15 protein-coding genes are annotated in these 16,429 nt (G+C 67.7%); 10 read left to right on the forward strand and 5 right to left on the reverse strand.

Annotation, left to right across the window (positions count from 1 at the left end; translation table 11 throughout):
* Nucleotides 1-5 precede the first annotated feature (5 nt).
* Nucleotides 6-485: a hypothetical protein gene (locus AC5RVG_RS06055; protein WP_494013108.1), complete on the forward strand. Its 480-nt coding sequence runs from the start codon at nucleotides 6-8 to the stop codon at nucleotides 483-485.
* 75 nt (nucleotides 486-560) lie between these two features.
* Nucleotides 561-776, forward strand: a complete 216-nt coding sequence (locus tag AC5RVG_RS06060; protein ID WP_494013109.1) for a hypothetical protein — start codon at nucleotides 561-563, stop codon at nucleotides 774-776.
* Between the two features lie 108 nt (nucleotides 777-884).
* Here the strand turns inward: AC5RVG_RS06060 and AC5RVG_RS06065 are convergent, their stop codons facing one another.
* Together AC5RVG_RS06065 and AC5RVG_RS06070 are read right to left on the reverse strand one after the other, a co-directional pair.
* Entirely contained in the window at nucleotides 885-2,243 is a 1,359-nt protein-coding gene (locus tag AC5RVG_RS06065; RefSeq protein WP_494013110.1) for a Y-family DNA polymerase, read from the reverse strand.
* Nucleotides 2,236-2,610 carry a LexA family protein gene (locus AC5RVG_RS06070; protein ID WP_494013756.1) on the reverse strand — a complete coding sequence of 125 codons (375 nt, stop codon included), beginning with the start codon at nucleotides 2,608-2,610 and terminating at the stop codon, nucleotides 2,236-2,238. Before AC5RVG_RS06070 ends, AC5RVG_RS06065 begins: the two co-directional genes overlap by 8 nt.
* Nucleotides 2,611-2,821: 211 nt before the next feature.
* Between AC5RVG_RS06070 and AC5RVG_RS06075 the strand changes: the two genes are divergently transcribed.
* A complete protein-coding gene (locus tag AC5RVG_RS06075) occupies nucleotides 2,822-5,416 on the forward strand; it encodes an ATP-dependent Clp protease ATP-binding subunit (protein ID WP_494013111.1) in 2,595 nt (864 codons plus the stop codon).
* Nucleotides 5,417-5,628: 212 nt separating this feature from the next.
* On the opposite strand, the gene AC5RVG_RS06080 is transcribed toward AC5RVG_RS06075, so the two are convergent.
* Nucleotides 5,629-6,351 carry a TetR/AcrR family transcriptional regulator C-terminal domain-containing protein gene (locus AC5RVG_RS06080; RefSeq protein ID WP_494013112.1) on the reverse strand — a complete coding sequence of 241 codons (723 nt, stop codon included), beginning with the start codon at nucleotides 6,349-6,351 and terminating at the stop codon, nucleotides 5,629-5,631.
* A gap of 102 nt (nucleotides 6,352-6,453) precedes the next feature.
* Between AC5RVG_RS06080 and AC5RVG_RS06085 the strand changes: the two genes are divergently transcribed.
* On the forward strand, nucleotides 6,454-7,506 hold the full coding sequence (locus AC5RVG_RS06085) for an NAD(P)-dependent alcohol dehydrogenase (protein ID WP_494013113.1): 1,053 nt from the start codon (nucleotides 6,454-6,456) through the stop codon (nucleotides 7,504-7,506).
* A 99-nt stretch (nucleotides 7,507-7,605) separates the two neighbouring features.
* The gene (locus AC5RVG_RS06090) at nucleotides 7,606-8,289 is read left to right on the forward strand and encodes a pullulanase X25 domain-containing protein (RefSeq protein WP_494013114.1); all 684 of its coding nucleotides are present in this window, start codon (nucleotides 7,606-7,608) and stop codon (nucleotides 8,287-8,289) included.
* Nucleotides 8,290-8,384: 95 nt separating this feature from the next.
* Here AC5RVG_RS06090 and AC5RVG_RS06095 read toward each other — a convergent pair whose 3' ends face one another.
* Nucleotides 8,385-8,906: a CarD family transcriptional regulator gene (locus AC5RVG_RS06095; RefSeq protein WP_494013115.1), complete on the reverse strand. Its 522-nt coding sequence runs from the start codon at nucleotides 8,904-8,906 to the stop codon at nucleotides 8,385-8,387.
* A 427-nt stretch (nucleotides 8,907-9,333) separates the two neighbouring features.
* On the opposite strand from AC5RVG_RS06095, the gene AC5RVG_RS06100 reads away from it, so the two are divergent.
* A complete protein-coding gene (locus AC5RVG_RS06100) occupies nucleotides 9,334-10,557 on the forward strand; it encodes a glycine cleavage T C-terminal barrel domain-containing protein (RefSeq protein WP_494013116.1) in 1,224 nt (407 codons plus the stop codon).
* 221 nt (nucleotides 10,558-10,778) lie between these two features.
* Here the strand turns inward: AC5RVG_RS06100 and AC5RVG_RS06105 are convergent, their stop codons facing one another.
* The gene (locus AC5RVG_RS06105; protein WP_494013117.1) at nucleotides 10,779-12,536 is read right to left on the reverse strand and encodes a sensor histidine kinase; all 1,758 of its coding nucleotides are present in this window, start codon (nucleotides 12,534-12,536) and stop codon (nucleotides 10,779-10,781) included.
* Nucleotides 12,537-12,594: 58 nt separating this feature from the next.
* Between AC5RVG_RS06105 and AC5RVG_RS06110 the strand changes: the two genes are divergently transcribed.
* Genes AC5RVG_RS06110 through AC5RVG_RS06125 form a run of 4 tightly spaced genes read left to right on the forward strand, consistent with a single transcriptional unit; the run spans nucleotide 12,595 to nucleotide 16,405 of the window.
* Nucleotides 12,595-13,707, forward strand: coding sequence for a response regulator (locus AC5RVG_RS06110; RefSeq protein WP_494013118.1), 1,113 nt, complete (start codon nucleotides 12,595-12,597; stop codon nucleotides 13,705-13,707).
* Nucleotides 13,704-15,656 (forward strand): glycosyltransferase family 2 protein, encoded by a 1,953-nt coding sequence (locus AC5RVG_RS06115; RefSeq protein ID WP_494013119.1) that lies wholly within the window; start codon nucleotides 13,704-13,706, stop codon nucleotides 15,654-15,656. The genes AC5RVG_RS06110 and AC5RVG_RS06115 overlap by 4 nt, the downstream gene beginning before the upstream one ends.
* A complete protein-coding gene (locus tag AC5RVG_RS06120) occupies nucleotides 15,640-15,972 on the forward strand; it encodes an STAS domain-containing protein (RefSeq protein WP_494013120.1) in 333 nt (110 codons plus the stop codon). The genes AC5RVG_RS06115 and AC5RVG_RS06120 overlap by 17 nt, the downstream gene beginning before the upstream one ends.
* Nucleotides 15,965-16,405, forward strand: coding sequence for an ATP-binding protein (locus tag AC5RVG_RS06125; RefSeq protein ID WP_494013121.1), 441 nt, complete (start codon nucleotides 15,965-15,967; stop codon nucleotides 16,403-16,405). Before AC5RVG_RS06120 ends, AC5RVG_RS06125 begins: the two co-directional genes overlap by 8 nt.
* The last annotated feature ends 24 nt before the right edge of the window (nucleotides 16,406-16,429 follow it).

The following is a 16,429-nucleotide window of genomic DNA, read 5'->3' on the forward strand; positions in this document are numbered from 1 at the left end:
ACGCTGTGAAAGGGAAACTCACATTCGGCGCCGGCATCGCCCTCGGATTCGTCCTGGGTTCGAAATCCGGAAGGTCCGCCTACGATTCCTTGAAGGCCAAGAGCCAGGAGTTCTGGCAGAACCCAGCGGTCCAGGAAAAAGTGCACGAAGCCACCGACCTGGTCAAGGAAAAGGCACCAGGCGTCGCCGACCGTGTTACCGAAGCGGCCAAGAAGGCAGGGTCCGCGGCAACCTCCAAGCTGCCCGGCAACCACGGTTCGGGTAAGGACGACGGCGGCACCACCGGCCCCACCACCACCGCCGGCGGCACCACGGGCACCAGCACCCTCGGCGACACCACTGGCACCACCCTGGGCGACACCACGATGTCGGATCCGGCGCAGAACGACGAACTCGGGCAGAGCTGGACGGGCGAGGGAGGCACCATGCCGGACGGACCCGCCACCCTCAACAGGGACGACGACCTGCGCCCGCCCGGAGTGTAACCCGCCCGGGATTCTGGCGGGCCGGGCCCCTCGCCGGGGCTCCGCCTGCATCGACGGCAGTAGGGAAGGACTGGCATGACGGAGAACGACGCCGGCCAGGTCAAAGGTCCGCGGGACCAGTCGGGCACCGCGGCAGATCCGCCGGATGCTCAGGAGCAGCAAACGGCCGATTCCGCCCCCGAGCCCGAGGGCAAGGAGGGCATGAACATCGCGCCCGGGCCGGCTGAAGAGAAGGACCAGGAAACGCCGGACGACCGCGGGCTCACCACCGACACGAGCCCGAGCGACTGATCCACCGCGGGCACGGCAGCGGCCGTCGAGATACGGCCGCTGCCGTGCCACTGTTCGGCCGCCGTCGTGCCCGTTGCGCCGCTGCGGCGCGACCCGGTGCACAGCCGGTTAATCCGCCTTGACCACCGGCAGGTCGCTCCACTCGGTGGTGTAGCGTGGCGAGGAAAATTCGCGTTTCATTGACCACGCCGCGGGGGCCGCCAGCCCGCCCTGACCGAGGCCGATCGAGGCTTCGCCGAACTTGGTACGCACCGCGCCCAGCAGGTCGCCGATGTGCCGCTGTTCCAAATCGCTGACGAAGGGGTCGAAGGTCTGCTGGCCGGCCGCGGGCTCCAGCCCCGACAGCAGGACCCCTGCCCGGACATAGTGGGCGCCCGGAGTCAGGCAGCCGCGCATGGCGGCCACGGCAGCCTTGGTCAGCTGGATCGGATCCTGCGTGGGCGTCGCCAGGTTGACGCTGGCCGCGGGAAACGATGCCTCGCCGCCGGCGAACCTGCTGGTCCCCGCAGTCACCGTCAGCACCGAGGCGCGCAGTCCCTCGGCCGCCATCCGGGCCGCCCCGCGTTGGGCATAGACCGCCATCACCTGGTCCATCTCCTCGATGGTGGTCACCGGCGTGGAGAAACTGCGCGAGAACATGATCTGCTGCTTGTCGGCCCGCTCCTCCGCGTGCGGGATGCAGGGCGTCCCGTTCAGCTCCAGCACGGTTCGCTGCAGCACCACGGAGAACTTTTTGCGGATTGCCTGCGGGTCGGCGGCCTTGAGGTCTGCGATCGACTCGATCCCGAGGGCGTTCAGCCGTTTCCCCGTCCGTCCGCCCACGCCCCACAGCCCGGTGACCGGGACGCGTGACTGGATCCAGGCGATGTCGGAAGCGGGCATCGAGCCCAGCGAGCACACCCCGGCCATCTGGGGATTCCGTTTGGCAACGTGGTTGGCGAACTTCGCCAGGGTCTTGGTCTGCGCCACGCCGACGCTGACCGGCACGCCCACCTGCCGGATCACTGCGGCACGGATTCGGCCGGCAGTCTCCAGCAACTGGGCGTCGTCGCCGGGCAGGCCCAGGAACGACTCGTCGATCGAATAGACCTCCTGCCAGGCCCCGAACCGGCCGAGCACTTCCATCACCCGGGCGCTTAGGTCCCCGTACAGCTCGTAGTTGCTGGACCGCGCGACCAGCCCCCAGGCCTTGGCCCGCGGCGCCACCTGGAACCACGGCGTCCCGGTCTTCAGCCCCAGCTGTTTGGCCTCCTCGGAGCGCGCCACCACGCAGCCGTCATTGTTGGAGAGCACGACGACGGGCCGTCCCTCGAGGGACGGATCGAAGACCCGCTCGCAGGAGACGTAGAAATTGTTGACGTCCACCAGCGCGATCCGTTCGCCAGGCCGGCCGGAGGTCGCCCCGCCGGAGCCGGACGGCCGGCCGGAGGCCGCCCCGCCTGCCCCTGGCACCGGGGCGCTAGACATGGTGCAGGCAACGGGTGGCGACGCCCCAGATGCTCAGGTCGGCGAGTTCGCCCACTTCGGTGGGAACGCCGCCGTCGTCCGCCTGCAAGCGCACGCCGTCCGCGGTGAGATGCAGGCGCCGGACCACCAGTTCCCCGTCCAGCACCGCGACCACTACCGAACCGTCGCGCGGGGTCAAAGAGCGATCCACTATCAGCTCATCGCCATCACTGATCCCGGCCGCGGCCATCGAGTTTCCGGCCACCCGCATCACAAAGGTGCTGGTGCGGTCGCGGATCAGGTGCCGGTTCAGATCGATGCCGCCGTGGAAGTAGTCCCTGGCCGGCGACGGGAAACCGCGCGCCTCCTCGGGCGCTCCGCTGCCCATCTCCGGGCCCGCCGAAGCACCCGACGGCTGCTCTACACCGAACATCCCGACCCCCGTCTTCGAACAAAGCTTCGAAAACAACACTAGCACCGGCCCGCCGTGGCCTACATATGAGCCAGCTCCACTCAAGTTTGGGTAACTTCTGGAATAATCCTGTCGTAGAGGCGTTAACATGAGTCGAAGGCACTCACGTTCCACAGGAGGATTATCCATGCCACTGTTCTTCGGACCAGCTTCCGGCAACGGTTCATTCGACGAGTTCCTGGCCCGCTACCTGCAGGGCCAGCGGGCGGCCCAATCCCGCACGGTCGACCTCACCCGGCTGCTCAGCCGCCGCACCCATGAAGTGCTGGCGCAGGCAGCCCGGTTTGCCGCAAGCCTCGGCCACATCGAGGTGGACGCGCTGCACATCCTGCACGTCATGGTCGGCCAGGAGCCGGCCGCCAGCCAGATCAAGCTGACCGGCGCGGACCCGCAGACCATCGCGCGTTCCGCGGAGCAGGGCCTGCCGGAAAAGACCGGCCCGACCCGGGAAACGCCGTCGCTCACGCCGTCGGCGCAGCGTGCCCTGCTGGACGCCCACCAGGTCGCCCGCGCATTCGGCTCCACCTACATCGACCCCGAGCACCTCTTCGCCGCCTTCGTGCTGAACCAGGAGACCCCCGCCGGCCAAATCCTGGGCGGCGCGGGCGTCACCCCGCAGGCACTGCAGCAGGCGGCGGAGAAAGCTGCGGCGCAGCCCGACGGCCCCACCCCTGCAACCGGCCCGCAACAGAGCACCGGCACCGAGTCGGAAACCCCCATGCTGGACCAGTTCGGCACCGACCTGACGGCCCAGGCCCGGGAGAACCGGCTGGACCCGGTGATCGGCCGGGCGGACGAAATCGCCCAGACCATCGAAATCCTCGCGCGCCGGACCAAGAACAACCCGGTGCTGATCGGCGAGGCCGGCGTGGGCAAGACCGCCATCGCCGAGGGGCTGGCGCAGGCCATCGTGGCCGGCGACGTCCCGGAACAGCTGCGCGGCAAGCGTGTGGTGTCACTGGATCTGCCGGGCATGCTGGCCGGCACCCGCTACCGCGGCGACTTCGAGGAACGCCTGACCAAGACCCTGGACGAGATCAGCGCCGCGAGCAGCGAACTGATCGTGTTCATCGACGAACTGCATACCGTGATCGGCGCCGGTGGCGGCGGCGAGGGCGGCATGGACGCCGGCAACATCCTCAAGCCCCGGCTGGCCCGCGGCGAACTGCACGTGCTCGGCGCCACCACCCTGGGCGAGTACCGCAAGGTGGAGAAGGACCCGGCCCTGGAGCGGCGCTTCCAGCCCGTCATGGTCTCAGAGCCCTCGATCGAGGACGCCGTCCGCATCCTGTCCGGCCTCAAGGACCGCTACGAAGAACACCACCAGGTGGCCTACACCGAGGCAGCGATCCGGGCCGCCGTCGAGATGTCCTCCCGCTACCTCACCGACCGGTTCCTGCCGGACAAGGCGATCGACCTGATCGACCAGGCCGGCGCACGGCTGAGCCTGCGACGCGGCCCGCGCGTTGACGTGGAGGCCATGCGCGGCCGGCTGGCCGAGCTGGAGTCGGCCAAGAACGCCGCCGTCGCCGAGGAACGCTACGAGGACGCCTCGAAGCTGCGCGACGAAATCGAAGAGCTGAAGGCCCGGCTGGAAGCCGCCTCCGCCCAGCAGTCGGCCCCGGGTGCCACGGAAGATCACGACGGCGGGGCCCGCCCCGGCGTCGCGTCTTCCGATGTGGTGGGCGAGGCCGAGATCGCCGAGATCATCTCCCGCGCCACCGGCATTCCGGCCGCCCGGCTGACCCAGGGCGACCGGCAGCGGCTGGCGCGGTTGGAGGAGGACCTGCACGCCCGGGTGATTGGCCAGGACGATGCGGTGGCCGCTATCGCCAGGTCCGTGCGGCGCAACCGCACCGGCATGGGGGACGAGGGCCGGCCCGTCGGCAGCTTCCTGTTCCTGGGCCCGACCGGTGTGGGCAAAACCGAGCTGGCCAAGGCCCTGGCGGAGTCGCTGTTCGGTGACGAGGACGCCATGGTGCGCTTCGACATGAGCGAATACGGCGAGCGCCACACCGTCTCACGGCTGGTCGGCGCCCCTCCGGGCTACGTCGGCTACGGCGAGGCCGGCCAGCTGACCGAACGCGTCCGCCGGCGCCCGTACTCTGTGGTGCTGCTGGACGAGGTGGAGAAGGCCCACCCGGACGTTTTCAATCTCCTGCTGCAGGTCCTCGACGACGGACGCCTTACCGACGGGCAGGGCCGCACCGTGGACTTCCGCAACACCGTTGTGATCATGACCTCCAATCTCGGCTCGGAGTTTCTGGCCAGCAAGGGCGGAGCGCTGGGCTTCACCGCCAACGACGGGGTGGACGGCTTCGGAAGCGAGCAGGATCTGCGCGCCCGGGTGATGGGCCGGCTGCGCGAAACCATGCGGCCGGAGTTTTTGAACCGGATCGACGAGATCGTGCTGTTCCGCAAGCTGGACCAGGAGCAGCTCCGTTCCATCGTGCGGCTGCAGTTGCGCAAGACCGAAGTCCGGCTGGCGGCTCAGGGCATCGCGCTGGAGGTTGGCGAGGACGCCGTGGCCTGGATCGCAGAGGCCGGCTACGAGCCCGAATACGGCGCCCGGCCCCTGCGCCGCGTGATCCAGCGCGAGCTTGATGACCGGATTGCGGACCTGCTGGTGGCCGAGGCCGTTGCCGACGGCGGGCGAATCCGCGTGGCCGCCGGCGACGACGGGCTGCGCGTCGCGGCAGATAGCATGTCCGCTGCGGCATAGCGGCGGCGACTGACGCCGGGCGCGGTTGATGTGCCCGCGCGCACCAATCGCAACCCCGGAGCGATGGCGGGGCACTCCACCGGAGTGGGGTGACCCGCCGCTCCGGTTCAGGCCAACGACAATGCGGAATAAAGGCGGGGCCTCACGGGCCCTCCTGCCTGCAATCGCGTTCCAGGGTTCCGGGCCCATGGCCTCGCCCGCGACCCGGTGGTTCAGGGCGAGGGCGCCTCGGCCCGCTCTGGTGTCTCTTCGCCAGTCCCGGAGCGGCCCTGCAGCGACGCCGCCAAGCCGCCGATAATGAGGTCGAGGCCGAAGTCGAACTCGTGGCTGAAGTCGTATCCGGGCTGCAGCACATGCTCCACGGCGAACTCCCGCAGGTGTGGATAGTCCTCGACGGTGAACATCTCCACCATCGGCCCGCCGACCTCCGCCAGGCTGTCCGGCCCGTCGAAAGGCAACGATGCCTCCTGGAGAGCCGTCCCGTAAACGTACGCATCGAGCACCGCATAGGCGTGGGCCGCCAGCGGCAGCGAGAACCCGGCAGCCCGAAGGGTCCCCAGGGTCGCATCGTGGTGGCGCAGGTTTGCCGGTCCCGGCGCGGTGCGCGATTCCATCAAGGCTATGGCCCACGGGTGGCGGCGCAGCACATCGCGGGCCGAGGCGGCACGCCGCTTCAACTCCGCCTTCCACTCCCGGCCCGGCACCGGCAGTTCTATCTCTTCGAAGACGGCGTCGACGATGCCGTCGAGGATCTCGTCCTTGTTCCGCACGTGGTGGTAGAGCGACATCGGTTTGGCGTCCAGTGCCTGGGCCAGTGAACGAATGGTCAGGCGGGCCAGCCCGCCGCCGTCGGCGATGTCCATGGCGGCGCGGAGCACCCGTTCCCTGCTGAGTGGCTCGCGTTGCGCGGGGGCGCTGCCCGGTTTTTTGATCATTGTTCCCGCGACTATAGCATTCTCGTACTTTGTACGGTAGCTTCGTACATTGTACGAAGTACTTGGGCTCCACGTCATCCACGTCCTCGAGAAGGAAGTCCCATGGAACCAACAGAATCCACCCCTTCGGCCGCGAACACGCAGCCGGTTCCCGGCAGCGGCTCCCCGGACCCCATAAGACCCACGATGCGCGCCATAGTGCAGACCCGGTACGGGATCACCGATGCCCTGCACCCCGAAGAGATCGCAGTACCGGAGGTCGGCGAAAGCCAGGTCCTCATCAAGGTCCGCGCCGCAGGCCTGGACCGCGGGACATGGCACATGGCCACCGGCCTGCCGTACCCGGTCCGCGCCGTCTCCGGGTGGAAGTCCCCGAAGAACCCGGTCCCCGGGCTTGACGTCGCGGGAACGGTAGCGGCGGTAGGCAGTGCCGTCACGAAATTTTCGATCGGAGACGAAGTCTTCGGTTTCGGCAAGGGTTCCTTCGCGGAATTTGCGGTGGCAGCGGAGTCGCTGCTGGCCCGAAAGCCGGCAGACCTGACTTTCGAGCAGGCAGCGGCCCTTCCGGTCTCCGGCGTGACAGCGCTGCAGGCGCTGCGGGACGCCGGCCGCGTACAGGCCGGGCACCGCGTACTCATCACGGGGGCCTCCGGCGGCGTCGGCACCTACGCCGTGCAGATAGCCACGGCCCTGGGCGCCACGGTCACCGGCGTCTGCAGCGCAGCCAAGGCGGAGCTGGTGCGGAGCCTCGGTGCCGGGACCGTCATCGACTACGCCCGCGAAGACTTTGCGGCAGCAGGACACAAGTATGACGTGATCGTGGACATCGCCGGGAACCCGTCCCTGTCGCGCGTGCGCCGATCCATTGCAGCGGACGGCACGGCGGTTATCGTCGGCGGCGAGCATGGCGACCGCTGGACGGGCGGCCTGTTCAGGCCGCTGGGCGGAATGATCCTGTCCCTCTTCAACCGGCAGCGTGTTGTCATGTTCATGGCCCGACAGGCGGCTTCGGACCTCGGACGGCTGAGTGAGCTGATCGTCTCGGGGCAGCTGAAGCCAGTGCTCGACCACACTTATCCGCTGGAGCAGATGCCGGAAGCACTCCGCCGTCTGGAGGCCGGCGAGGTGCGGGGCAAGGTGGTCATCAAGGTCTAGGGGAGCCGACACACAACGCCAAATAGTGGTGCTCGGCACGGCCGGGTAACAGACTGGGAGCGTCACCAGTTCCGGCAGCCCCGCGAAGGAGCCACGGCCATGCTTAAAACCCATCTGCGTCTCAAACCTGTCCTCGAGATTCTGGCGGCGGCAGCCGCAACCGGCACTCGGCCTGACGCCAGGGACGTCATCAGCGAGGCCTTGCGGCGCGTACCGCCGACCGCGCACGAGAAGGAGTTGCTGAGCGGCGGTGTGCCCCGCGGCTTCAAAAACCTGACGACGGCGACCGCGCGGCTGGTGAAAGCCGGCTGGATGTCGAAGGACCGCGGCGGGTGGGCCATCACCGAGGACGGGCTGCGGGCGGTCACCGCCTTTCCCGATGGCGCCGAACTGGCCGCAGCCCTCGCGGCGGGCACCCCGCTGCCGGAACCGTCGCCGCCGGCGGCGGAGCCCGCCCTGCCCGCCGACCAACCTGCTGGAGTCGCCGTGGTGGGCGACTTCGGCGTGCTGCTCGGCGCCGACCAGGATTGGGACCCGGCCGACGGGGCGGTGCAGATGCGCTTCGACGCCACGGACGGCTTGTGGAAGCTGGACGCCGAGCTGCCCGCCGGCCGGTATAACTTCAAGTTCGCACTGAACCGCTCGTGGGAGGAAAACTACGGGGCGTATGGCGTGCTTGACGGCGCCAACCACGAGTTCCAGCACGACGGCGGCGCGCTCACCATCGCGTACGACCACGCCATCCATGACCTGGCCGCGACATCCCGACTGGTCCGCGCCTGACCCTTCGGCGGCGCGCGGCGGCAATGGGCACGTCGTCGCCGTCGCTCCGCCCCCCGACGTCGAGCCCGCGGTCGCACTGCGCGCGTCGTCGTCGTTCAGGCGCTGGCCAGGTGCTCCACCTCCGGCCCCGAACCGGTCGCCACGGACTCGAGGACCTCTTCGGCTTCCTGCAGATCAATGCCCTTGGACAGCGCAATTTCCGTGACGAGCGGTTTCTTGGCGTACTGCAGCATGTCCTTCTCGGCGTGGGACATGTTGCCGTTGGCGTGCAGCCGCCGGGCGAGGTCGCGGACCAGTCCCGCGATCACGAAGATGTCGCCGGTGCGGAGCCGTTCCTGGTTGTCCTTGAAGCGCCGGGACCACTGCGGATCCTCCTCCCGCGAGGCGGCGCGCAGCACGTCGAACAGTGCCTCCAGCTGTCCCTCATCGAAGACCGGCCGCAGGCCGACCTGCTCGGCACGCTCCAGCGGGACACCGACCGTCAGGTTCGAGTTCTTGACTTCCAGCATGACGTAGCGGCATTCCGCGTCCTGCCGCAGGGGCCGGGTTTTGATGCCTCGGACCACGGCCGGACCGTGGTGTGGGTGAACAAGGGTTTGACCTTCAGCAAACAGCATTTGAGAGTCCTCTGATTCGCACGAGCGCCACACTCGACATCAGTGGACGGAGCGCCCCGGGGCCCTCGCGCCAGACGGTCGTCCCACGGATCGAAACCGCGGCCAGCAGACCGGAGCTTCGATATTGTGAGCACGCGGACCGGCTCGGATCCATGCGGATGGACCCGCCCAAACCCGCGAGCTTGGCTGCCTCAATTATCTCACGCGTGCGCCTGATGTCCTTGGGAATACCAAACGGTGGGACCCCTCGCGGCCGTGGGCCCGCGCGGCAGATGGGACGCCCGGCGCCGCGCAACCGGATGGCGCTGCCCCTTGACTCCCCGGCGGAGCGACTGCCACCATGGCAGTCTCACATGGCGCAAAGTTGCGCATCATGCGCAACTCCTCAGGTCCGGCTGGCGCCAGAACCTCGAAGGAGAAAGCCCCCATGTCGGAGATTCTCGATTCTGGCTCCGCCCAGTTCAACGGCACCGATTCGTCCCGCGTTAACCCCAACCCGGCCGTCACCCTTTACACGCGGCTGCGCAAGTCCCCTTACTTCTGGAAGTCGCGAGAGCACGGCGTCGCGGCCTACAGCGTGTACAACCACACCTACCACCCGCGCCATTACGGCGATCCGGTCAGCGAGTACTGGTCGCTGCTGAACGACGTCACCCTGTGGGACGTCGGCGTGGAGCGGCAGCTGCAGATCAGCGGCCCGCAGGCCTTCGACTTCACCAACATGCTCACCCCGCGGGACCTGACCAAGTGCGAGGTGGGCCAGTGCAAGTACGCTTTCATCACCGCCGCCGACGGGGGCATCATCAACGACCCCATCCTGCTGCGCGTGGAGGAGAACAAGTTCTGGCTCTCGCTGGCGGACAGCGACGTGCACCTGTGGGCCATGGGCCTGGCGCACGCCGGCGGCTGGGACGTCACCGTGGAAGAGGTGGACGTGGCACCCGTCCAGGTCCAAGGCCCGAAGGCCAAGGGGCTGATGTCCGACCTGTTCGGCCCGCAGATCCTGGACATGCCGTACTACTACATGCAGCACCACACCCTCAACGGCATGGACGTGGTGGTCAGCCGGACCGGCTACACCGGCGAAGTCGGCTACGAGATCTACCTCTACAACGCCACCGCAAACGCCGGGCGCCTCTGGGACACGGTTTGGGAAGCCGGGCAGGCGCACGACCTGCGGGTTATCGGCCCCTGCCACATCCGCCGGATCGAGGCGGGCATGCTGGCCTACGGGTGCGACATCACCCTCGGCACCAACCCCTTGGAGGTTGGTTACGACTACAACTGGATGGTGGATCTGGACCAGGAAGCGGACTTCGTGGGCAAGGAAGCGCTCGGCCGCATCCGGGAGAAGGGCATCGACCGGCTGATGGTCGGCGTCGAGATCGGCGGCGAGCCGCTGGGCAGCTACAACGACGGCTCCATGATCGAGCCGTTCCCGGTCTCGGTCGGCGACGGCTCCCCCATCGGGGAGGTCACCAGCGCCTGCCACTCCCCGCGGCTGGACCGGAACATCGGCCTGGCCATGGTGCCGATCGACCTCAGCGGCGAAGGCACCACGCTGTCCATCCACACGCCCGAAGGAGTCCGCGACGGCCAGGTCGTCCAAAAGCCCTTCGTCGACCCCGCCAAATCCACACCCAAGGACTGAAACCGCCAAAACCACAACGACGGCGGAGCCCACCTGTAGAAGGCGGGCCCCGCCGTCGTTCGCAGCTACGTCCAGGCGACGTCGCGCACAGGGGCGCCGCCCGCTGCGGTGAGCTTGAGCGGGAAGAAGCCGACCCGGCAGCTGGCGGGCAGCGTGGTGGCGTGGTGGCGTGGTGGCGTGCCCGATGGTCTGCACGATCAGGTTGCGGCAGGGCGGCGGGGTTACGGCTCTTGCCGGGCGCCGACGGTGGCGCCTTGGACGCTGGTCTTATCGGCTTCGGATTCATCGTCCCGGGGCGGACCGGCTACGGGCAGGGTAAACGTGAAGACGCTGCCCCGGCCGGGCTCGCTCTCACAGCTGATGCTGCCGCCGTGCCGTTCCACGATGTCCTTGGACAGGGCAAGTCCGAGGCCCAGCCCCGGGATGGAACTACGGCGGGCGGCGGGACTGCGGAAAAACCGCGTGAAGACGTTGCGGCTCTCCTCGGCACCCATCCCCATGCCCCGGTCCGCTACCTCGCATCGAACCATTTCGTCGCCGCCGGTGCAGCTGACCGTGACGTCACCGCCCTGCGGGGAATACTTGATGGCGTTGGACAGCAGGTTATCCAACACCTGCCGGACCCGCGCCGGGTCGCAGACCACCCGCAGGGGAGGCGGCGCCTGTACGGCGAGCGTGATGCCGCCGGCGGCGGCCCGGGGTTCTGCTGCTGCGGCGGCCTGCGCGACAATATCCCCGAGATCCGCAGGAACCGGCTGCAGCTCGGAGAAGCCGGCGGCCGTCCCCAGCAAATCCTTTACCAGGGCGAGCAACTGCTGCGAATTGCGGAGGATGGTGTCCAGGCCTGCCGCCATGTTCTCCGGCAAGTCCGGCGTCAGCGCCAGCAACTCGGCATACCCCTGGATGGAGGTCAGCGGAGTTCGCAGTTCGTGGGACACGCTGGACAGGAAATCACTCTTCGCTTCCAGCGCGGACACTAGTTCCGTGACGTCGTTGAAGGCGAGGACGGAGCCTTCGCGCCGGCCGCTGCCGTCGACCATCGCCTGGGCGGACGCGGAGAGTACCCGTTGCCGCGGGGGCCGGCCGAACCAGACCAGGTATTCGGCAAACGACTCGCCGCGCAGTGCGCGGCGGATGGGCCGATCCTGGACGGGCATGAGCGATTTGCCTCCGTCGGCATAGAGCTCGAGCCTGGATTCCGGCGCGTCCTCGTCGCCCGACGGCAGCGCCAGGCGGCGCAGCTCTTCCTGCCGACGGTTGCGCAGAGTCGGGTTGCCGTCCTCATCGACGGCCAGGACCCCCACGTCCACGGCGTTGACGACGGCTGACAGGAGCCGTTCGCGCTTGTCGCTGGCTTCCAGCAGCGCGCGGAGCCTTGCGTCCTTGGCCTCGACCACCTGCTGCTGTTCCATCATGCTCGCGGTCATGACCCGGACGGTGATTCCGATGGCCAGCATCATGAAGGGGATGAGCAGCGGGTGGATTAACGCATCGAAAGTGACGGCAGGCTGCTTGAGGAACACCGGAATCCACACCATCGCCAGGGCGGCCAGCGCGCCCCCGATGACGGACAGCCGCGGCAGTTGTCCGGAGGCCGCCAGCCAGATCACCGGGAAAGCGGCCAGCAGCCCTACCCCTGTCAGGAGCGACCCGGCGCCTTCGCGCAGCAGGCCGATCGGAATGAAATCCAGCAGCGGGATGATCAGGAACGACGGGTACGGCAGCTTCTCCCACGGAACGAGGAAACACGCCGCCAGCAGTACCGCGTTGAGCACCATGCTGAGTTCAAAGAGCGGATTCACCAGGAGCGGGGGAGAAAAAAGCCACGTGCCCACCCCCAGGAACAGCATGGTGATGGACAGCGGCAACTGGCTCATCACTACCCGCCCGCGCAGTGAGAGGTCGTGGAACTTCACCCGATGCAGGGTCAGCAGGTCGAGGATTTTTTCCATGGCGGCGAACTCCAATATCGTCGTCACGGGCGGATTCTGCAGTGACGGATGTGACAAACGGGAAGATAACCGCCTTAATGAAAGCATGCCAGCTGCCCCCAGCAACCGCCGTGCCGTCATAGTCGAGGACAACGCGGACATCCGCCGGTTGCTGGCCCAAATCGTCTCCGACCAAGGCTTCACGGTGGCGGAGGCAGAAAACGGGCGGGACGGCCTCGAGCTGGTCCGCAACGGCGGCGCCGATCTCATTACGTTGGATTTGAACCTGCCCGATCTGGACGGCATTGAAGTCTGCCGGCAGGTCAGGACCTTTTCCGACGCCTACATACTGATGATTACCGCGCGCGCCGAGGAGCTGGACCGGCTCAGCGGGTTGAACACGGGCGCCGACGATTACATCAGCAAGCCGTTCAGCCCCCGGGAGCTCCAGGCAAGAATCGGAGCGCTTTTCCGCCGCCCGCGATCCCAACCCGTTGAGGCGATTCCTAGCGAAGACCAGAAACGCGCAGCCGAGGTCCAGCGCAGCCTTCTGCCGGCCGAGCCCCTGAGACTTCAAGGCTATGAGATCGGCGGCCGTTGCCGGCCCAGCCGAAGCGTGGGCGGGGACTTTTTCGACTGGTGCGCCACGGAAAACGGGCTGCAACTGACGGTCGCCGATGCCATGGGCAAGGGCATGGGCGCTGCCCTTATCGCCGCGACGGTCCGCGCGGTGTTGCGCGCCTCCCACGGACACGCGGACATCGTCCCGGCCTTCCAGGCGGCGAGCCAATCGCTCGAGAGCGACCTGGCCCAGTCCGACTCCTTCGTCACTATCTTTCATGCCAGGCTGGACGCCGGGAACTCTACGGTCGACTACGTGGACGCGGGGCACGGGCTTGGGCTGCACCTCTACGACGGCGGCCTGCGCCGCCTGCCCTCGGGTGGCCCGCCCGTCGGTGCCGTCACGGGCAGCACGTGGGCCGCAAGCCGCCTGCTGCTGGAGCCCGGCGAATCGCTCCTTGTACTCAGCGACGGGCTTCTCGACGCCTTCGACTCGGTGGACGCAGCCATGGACGCGGTGGCCGCCGTTGCCAGCTCCGGTGACGATGTCCAAGACGTCTGCGATGCGGTGTTGGACCTGGCCGGCGCCGCGGTGGCGGACGACATCACCGCCGTGATGCTGCGCCGATGCCCGGCAGACAGCCCGGTTAGCTCGTGAAACGTTTCGCCATCCGGCTGCTGGTGGTTCTGACGGTCATCCTCGGAACCAACTACCTCGCGTGGCGATGGCTCGACTCGCTCAACTGGTCGGCGTGGTGGATAGCCGTCCCCTTGGTGCTGGCCGAGACCTACAGCCTGATCGACGTCGGACTCTTTGGTTTAACGGTCTGGCGGTTCCGGGAGCGCAATGCGCCGCCACCGCCTGCGGACGCCACCGTCGACGTTTTCATCACCACCTACGACGAGCCGCTGGACCTCGTCATGGCTACCGCGCTGGCGGCGCGGGACATCCGTTACCCCCACAGCACCTGGATTTTGGACGATGGCGCCAGGCCGGAACTGGGCGAACTGGCCGCCCGCCACGGGCTGGGCTACCTGACCCGCACCGGTGACTGGGCGGACAAGCCGCGGCACGCCAAAGCGGGCAACCTGAACAACGCGCTGATGATGACCCACGGGGAATTCCTCTTGATCCTCGACGCCGACCAGGTCCCCCGGCCCGACATTCTGGACAAGACGCTGGGGTATTTCAACCAGCGCAGGGTCGCCCTCGTCCAGACCCCCCAGTACTTCAGCAACGTTCCGGCCGACGATCCGCTGGGCAGCCAGGCCCCGCTGTTCTACGGGCCCATTCAGCAAGGCAAGGACGGCTGGAACGCAGCGTTCTTCTGCGGTTCCAATGCCCTGCTCCGGCGCGAAGCGTTGATGCAGCTGGGCCTGGCCGGCTATGTCACCGAAGTCGACCGCGGGGTTCACCGCGCGCTCGCAGGGGCGCGAAGTGCCATCCGCAAGGCCCGAAGGTCCCCGGAGGCGGCAGATCCACTCGTGGCAATGCTGCTCGACGACGTGGAGGCCGCCACCGACACGGCCCGCGCCAGCCTCCGAAGCGGCGGGTCGCTCAGCGAAATCACTTATGACCTCCGGAAGAAGGTCGACGACGCCGTGCGGTCCTTGGTTGCCGAGAACTTCGCGGCCGTGGAAGCGGACCTGGCCGAGATCGCCGCCATGGAACTCGGGGGCACGGCCGGTGTGCCCGAGCCGGACGAATTGGACGGCGCGCTCGAGCGGATGTCCCGGCGGGATTGGTCCCCGCTGGGGGCGCTGGGATCAGTGCAGGCGGTGCTGGACGCCGTCTCGATAGAACGCCCCGACGAGGCCCAGCCGGTGATGCCGTTGGCCACCATCTCCGTGACAGAGGACATGGCGACCTCGATGCGGTTGCATTCGATGGGGTGGCACAGCGTCTACCACCACGAGGTACTCGCCCACGGCCTGGCCCCGGAGGACCTCAAAACCATGCTGACCCAGCGGCTGCGCTGGGCCCAGGGCACCGTCCAGGTCATGCTGCGCGAGAACCCGCTGGCGCAACGCGGGCTGAGGCTCGGCCAACGGTTGATGTACTTCTCCACGATGTGGAGTTACCTCAGTGGCTTTGCCGCGGTGATCTACTTCGCCGCGCCAATCGTCTACCTCACCCTGGGCATCCTCCCCGTCAACAGCCTGAGCACGGACTTCTTCATCCGGTTCATCCCGTTCATGGTGGTCAACCAACTGCTGTTCGCCGTGGTGGGCAAGGGCGTCAGCACCTGGCGCGGGCAGCAGTACAGCCTCGCCCTCTTCCCCACCTGGATCAAGGCCTGCACGACGGCGGCCCGCAACGTGTGGCTGGGACGACCCCTCGGCTTTGCCGTTACTCCGAAAGCCCGCCAGTCCGGGGGGAGCAGCTGGAACCTGATCACACCCCAGCTGGTCACCATGGCTTTGCTGGTTGCTGCCCTCCTGACGGGCGCGGCAAGACTGGCAGCGGGCCTGAACGAGCCCGTGGGCACGCTGGTGAACGTGGCCTGGGTTATGTTTGATTTGCTGATTCTGGGCGTGCTGGTCAAGGCGGTCAGGTACAAAGGGTTCAAGCCCGACGAAAGGAACGTGGATGCAGTTCACCGTTGAAACCACGCCCGCCTACACCGAAGTCAACGGGAGCGGCCGGCTCAACATGGTCGCAGCACCCCGCCTCCGGGAAGTTGTCGCGGCCGTCGTGGCTGAAGGAAACCACCATGTGGTGGTAAATATGGCGGGTACTGAGTTCATGGACTCCTCCGGCCTCGGGGCACTCATCGGCTGCCTGAAGATCGCCCGGCAAGCCGGCGGCGACCTCCGCATCGCGAACGTGCAGCCGCAGGTGCGGATGGTGCTGGAGCTGACCAGCATGCACCGCGTGCTGACTCCCTACCAGAGCGTCGACGCGGCGTTTTCCGATGACTGAGGTCCTCGCCCGAACGACACGCCAGGGGCTGGCCACGGCAGAAACCGTCGAGGCCCTGCACGAGGACTTCGAGGCGCTGTGGACGAAAGCCGACTTCGTTCCGGACTTGGACCGCATGGCCTTCTCGACTGCCGTGATCGAGGCCGCCACCAATGTGGTCCAGCACGCCGTCCCTGCTTCCGAAACTCCCCTCCAGCTCGGCGTTGAGGTCACCATCTGGTCCCGCCGGCTGGAAGCACGCATTTCCGAAATCGGCGCAGCACCTTCCAGCCCGGGCATCTCGAACCCGCAAGGGCACGACGTCGACGACGAGTCGGAGTCAGGGCGCGGACTCAACCTGATCCATGCCTTGGTCAGCACCGTCACCTTCGAGCGCCACGGCGAGGACAACGTCTGGGTCCTCTGCCGCCACGCCTCCGAGGACAGCGCCTGAAGCCGCCGTCCGGCTGCTGACCGG

This window comes from Arthrobacter senegalensis, from assembly GCF_059091765.1.

Coding starts and splice junctions, on each gene's coding strand:
- AC5RVG_RS06120 (WP_494013120.1), top strand. CDS start 15,640: ATGCAGTTCACCGTTGAAACCACGCCCGCCTACACCGAAGTCAACGGG.
- AC5RVG_RS06080 (WP_494013112.1), bottom strand. CDS start 6,351: ATGATCAAAAAACCGGGCAGCGCCCCCGCGCAACGCGAGCCACTCAGC.
- AC5RVG_RS06095 (WP_494013115.1), bottom strand. CDS start 8,906: ATGCTGTTTGCTGAAGGTCAAACCCTTGTTCACCCACACCACGGTCCG.
- AC5RVG_RS06110 (WP_494013118.1), top strand. CDS start 12,595: ATGCCAGCTGCCCCCAGCAACCGCCGTGCCGTCATAGTCGAGGACAAC.
- AC5RVG_RS06065 (WP_494013110.1), bottom strand. CDS start 2,243: ATGTCTAGCGCCCCGGTGCCAGGGGCAGGCGGGGCGGCCTCCGGCCGG.
- AC5RVG_RS06070 (WP_494013756.1), bottom strand. CDS start 2,610: ATGGGCAGCGGAGCGCCCGAGGAGGCGCGCGGTTTCCCGTCGCCGGCC.
- AC5RVG_RS06075 (WP_494013111.1), top strand. CDS start 2,822: ATGCCACTGTTCTTCGGACCAGCTTCCGGCAACGGTTCATTCGACGAG.
- AC5RVG_RS06125 (WP_494013121.1), top strand. CDS start 15,965: ATGACTGAGGTCCTCGCCCGAACGACACGCCAGGGGCTGGCCACGGCA.
- AC5RVG_RS06060 (WP_494013109.1), top strand. CDS start 561: ATGACGGAGAACGACGCCGGCCAGGTCAAAGGTCCGCGGGACCAGTCG.
- AC5RVG_RS06090 (WP_494013114.1), top strand. CDS start 7,606: ATGCTTAAAACCCATCTGCGTCTCAAACCTGTCCTCGAGATTCTGGCG.
- AC5RVG_RS06100 (WP_494013116.1), top strand. CDS start 9,334: ATGTCGGAGATTCTCGATTCTGGCTCCGCCCAGTTCAACGGCACCGAT.
- AC5RVG_RS06085 (WP_494013113.1), top strand. CDS start 6,454: ATGGAACCAACAGAATCCACCCCTTCGGCCGCGAACACGCAGCCGGTT.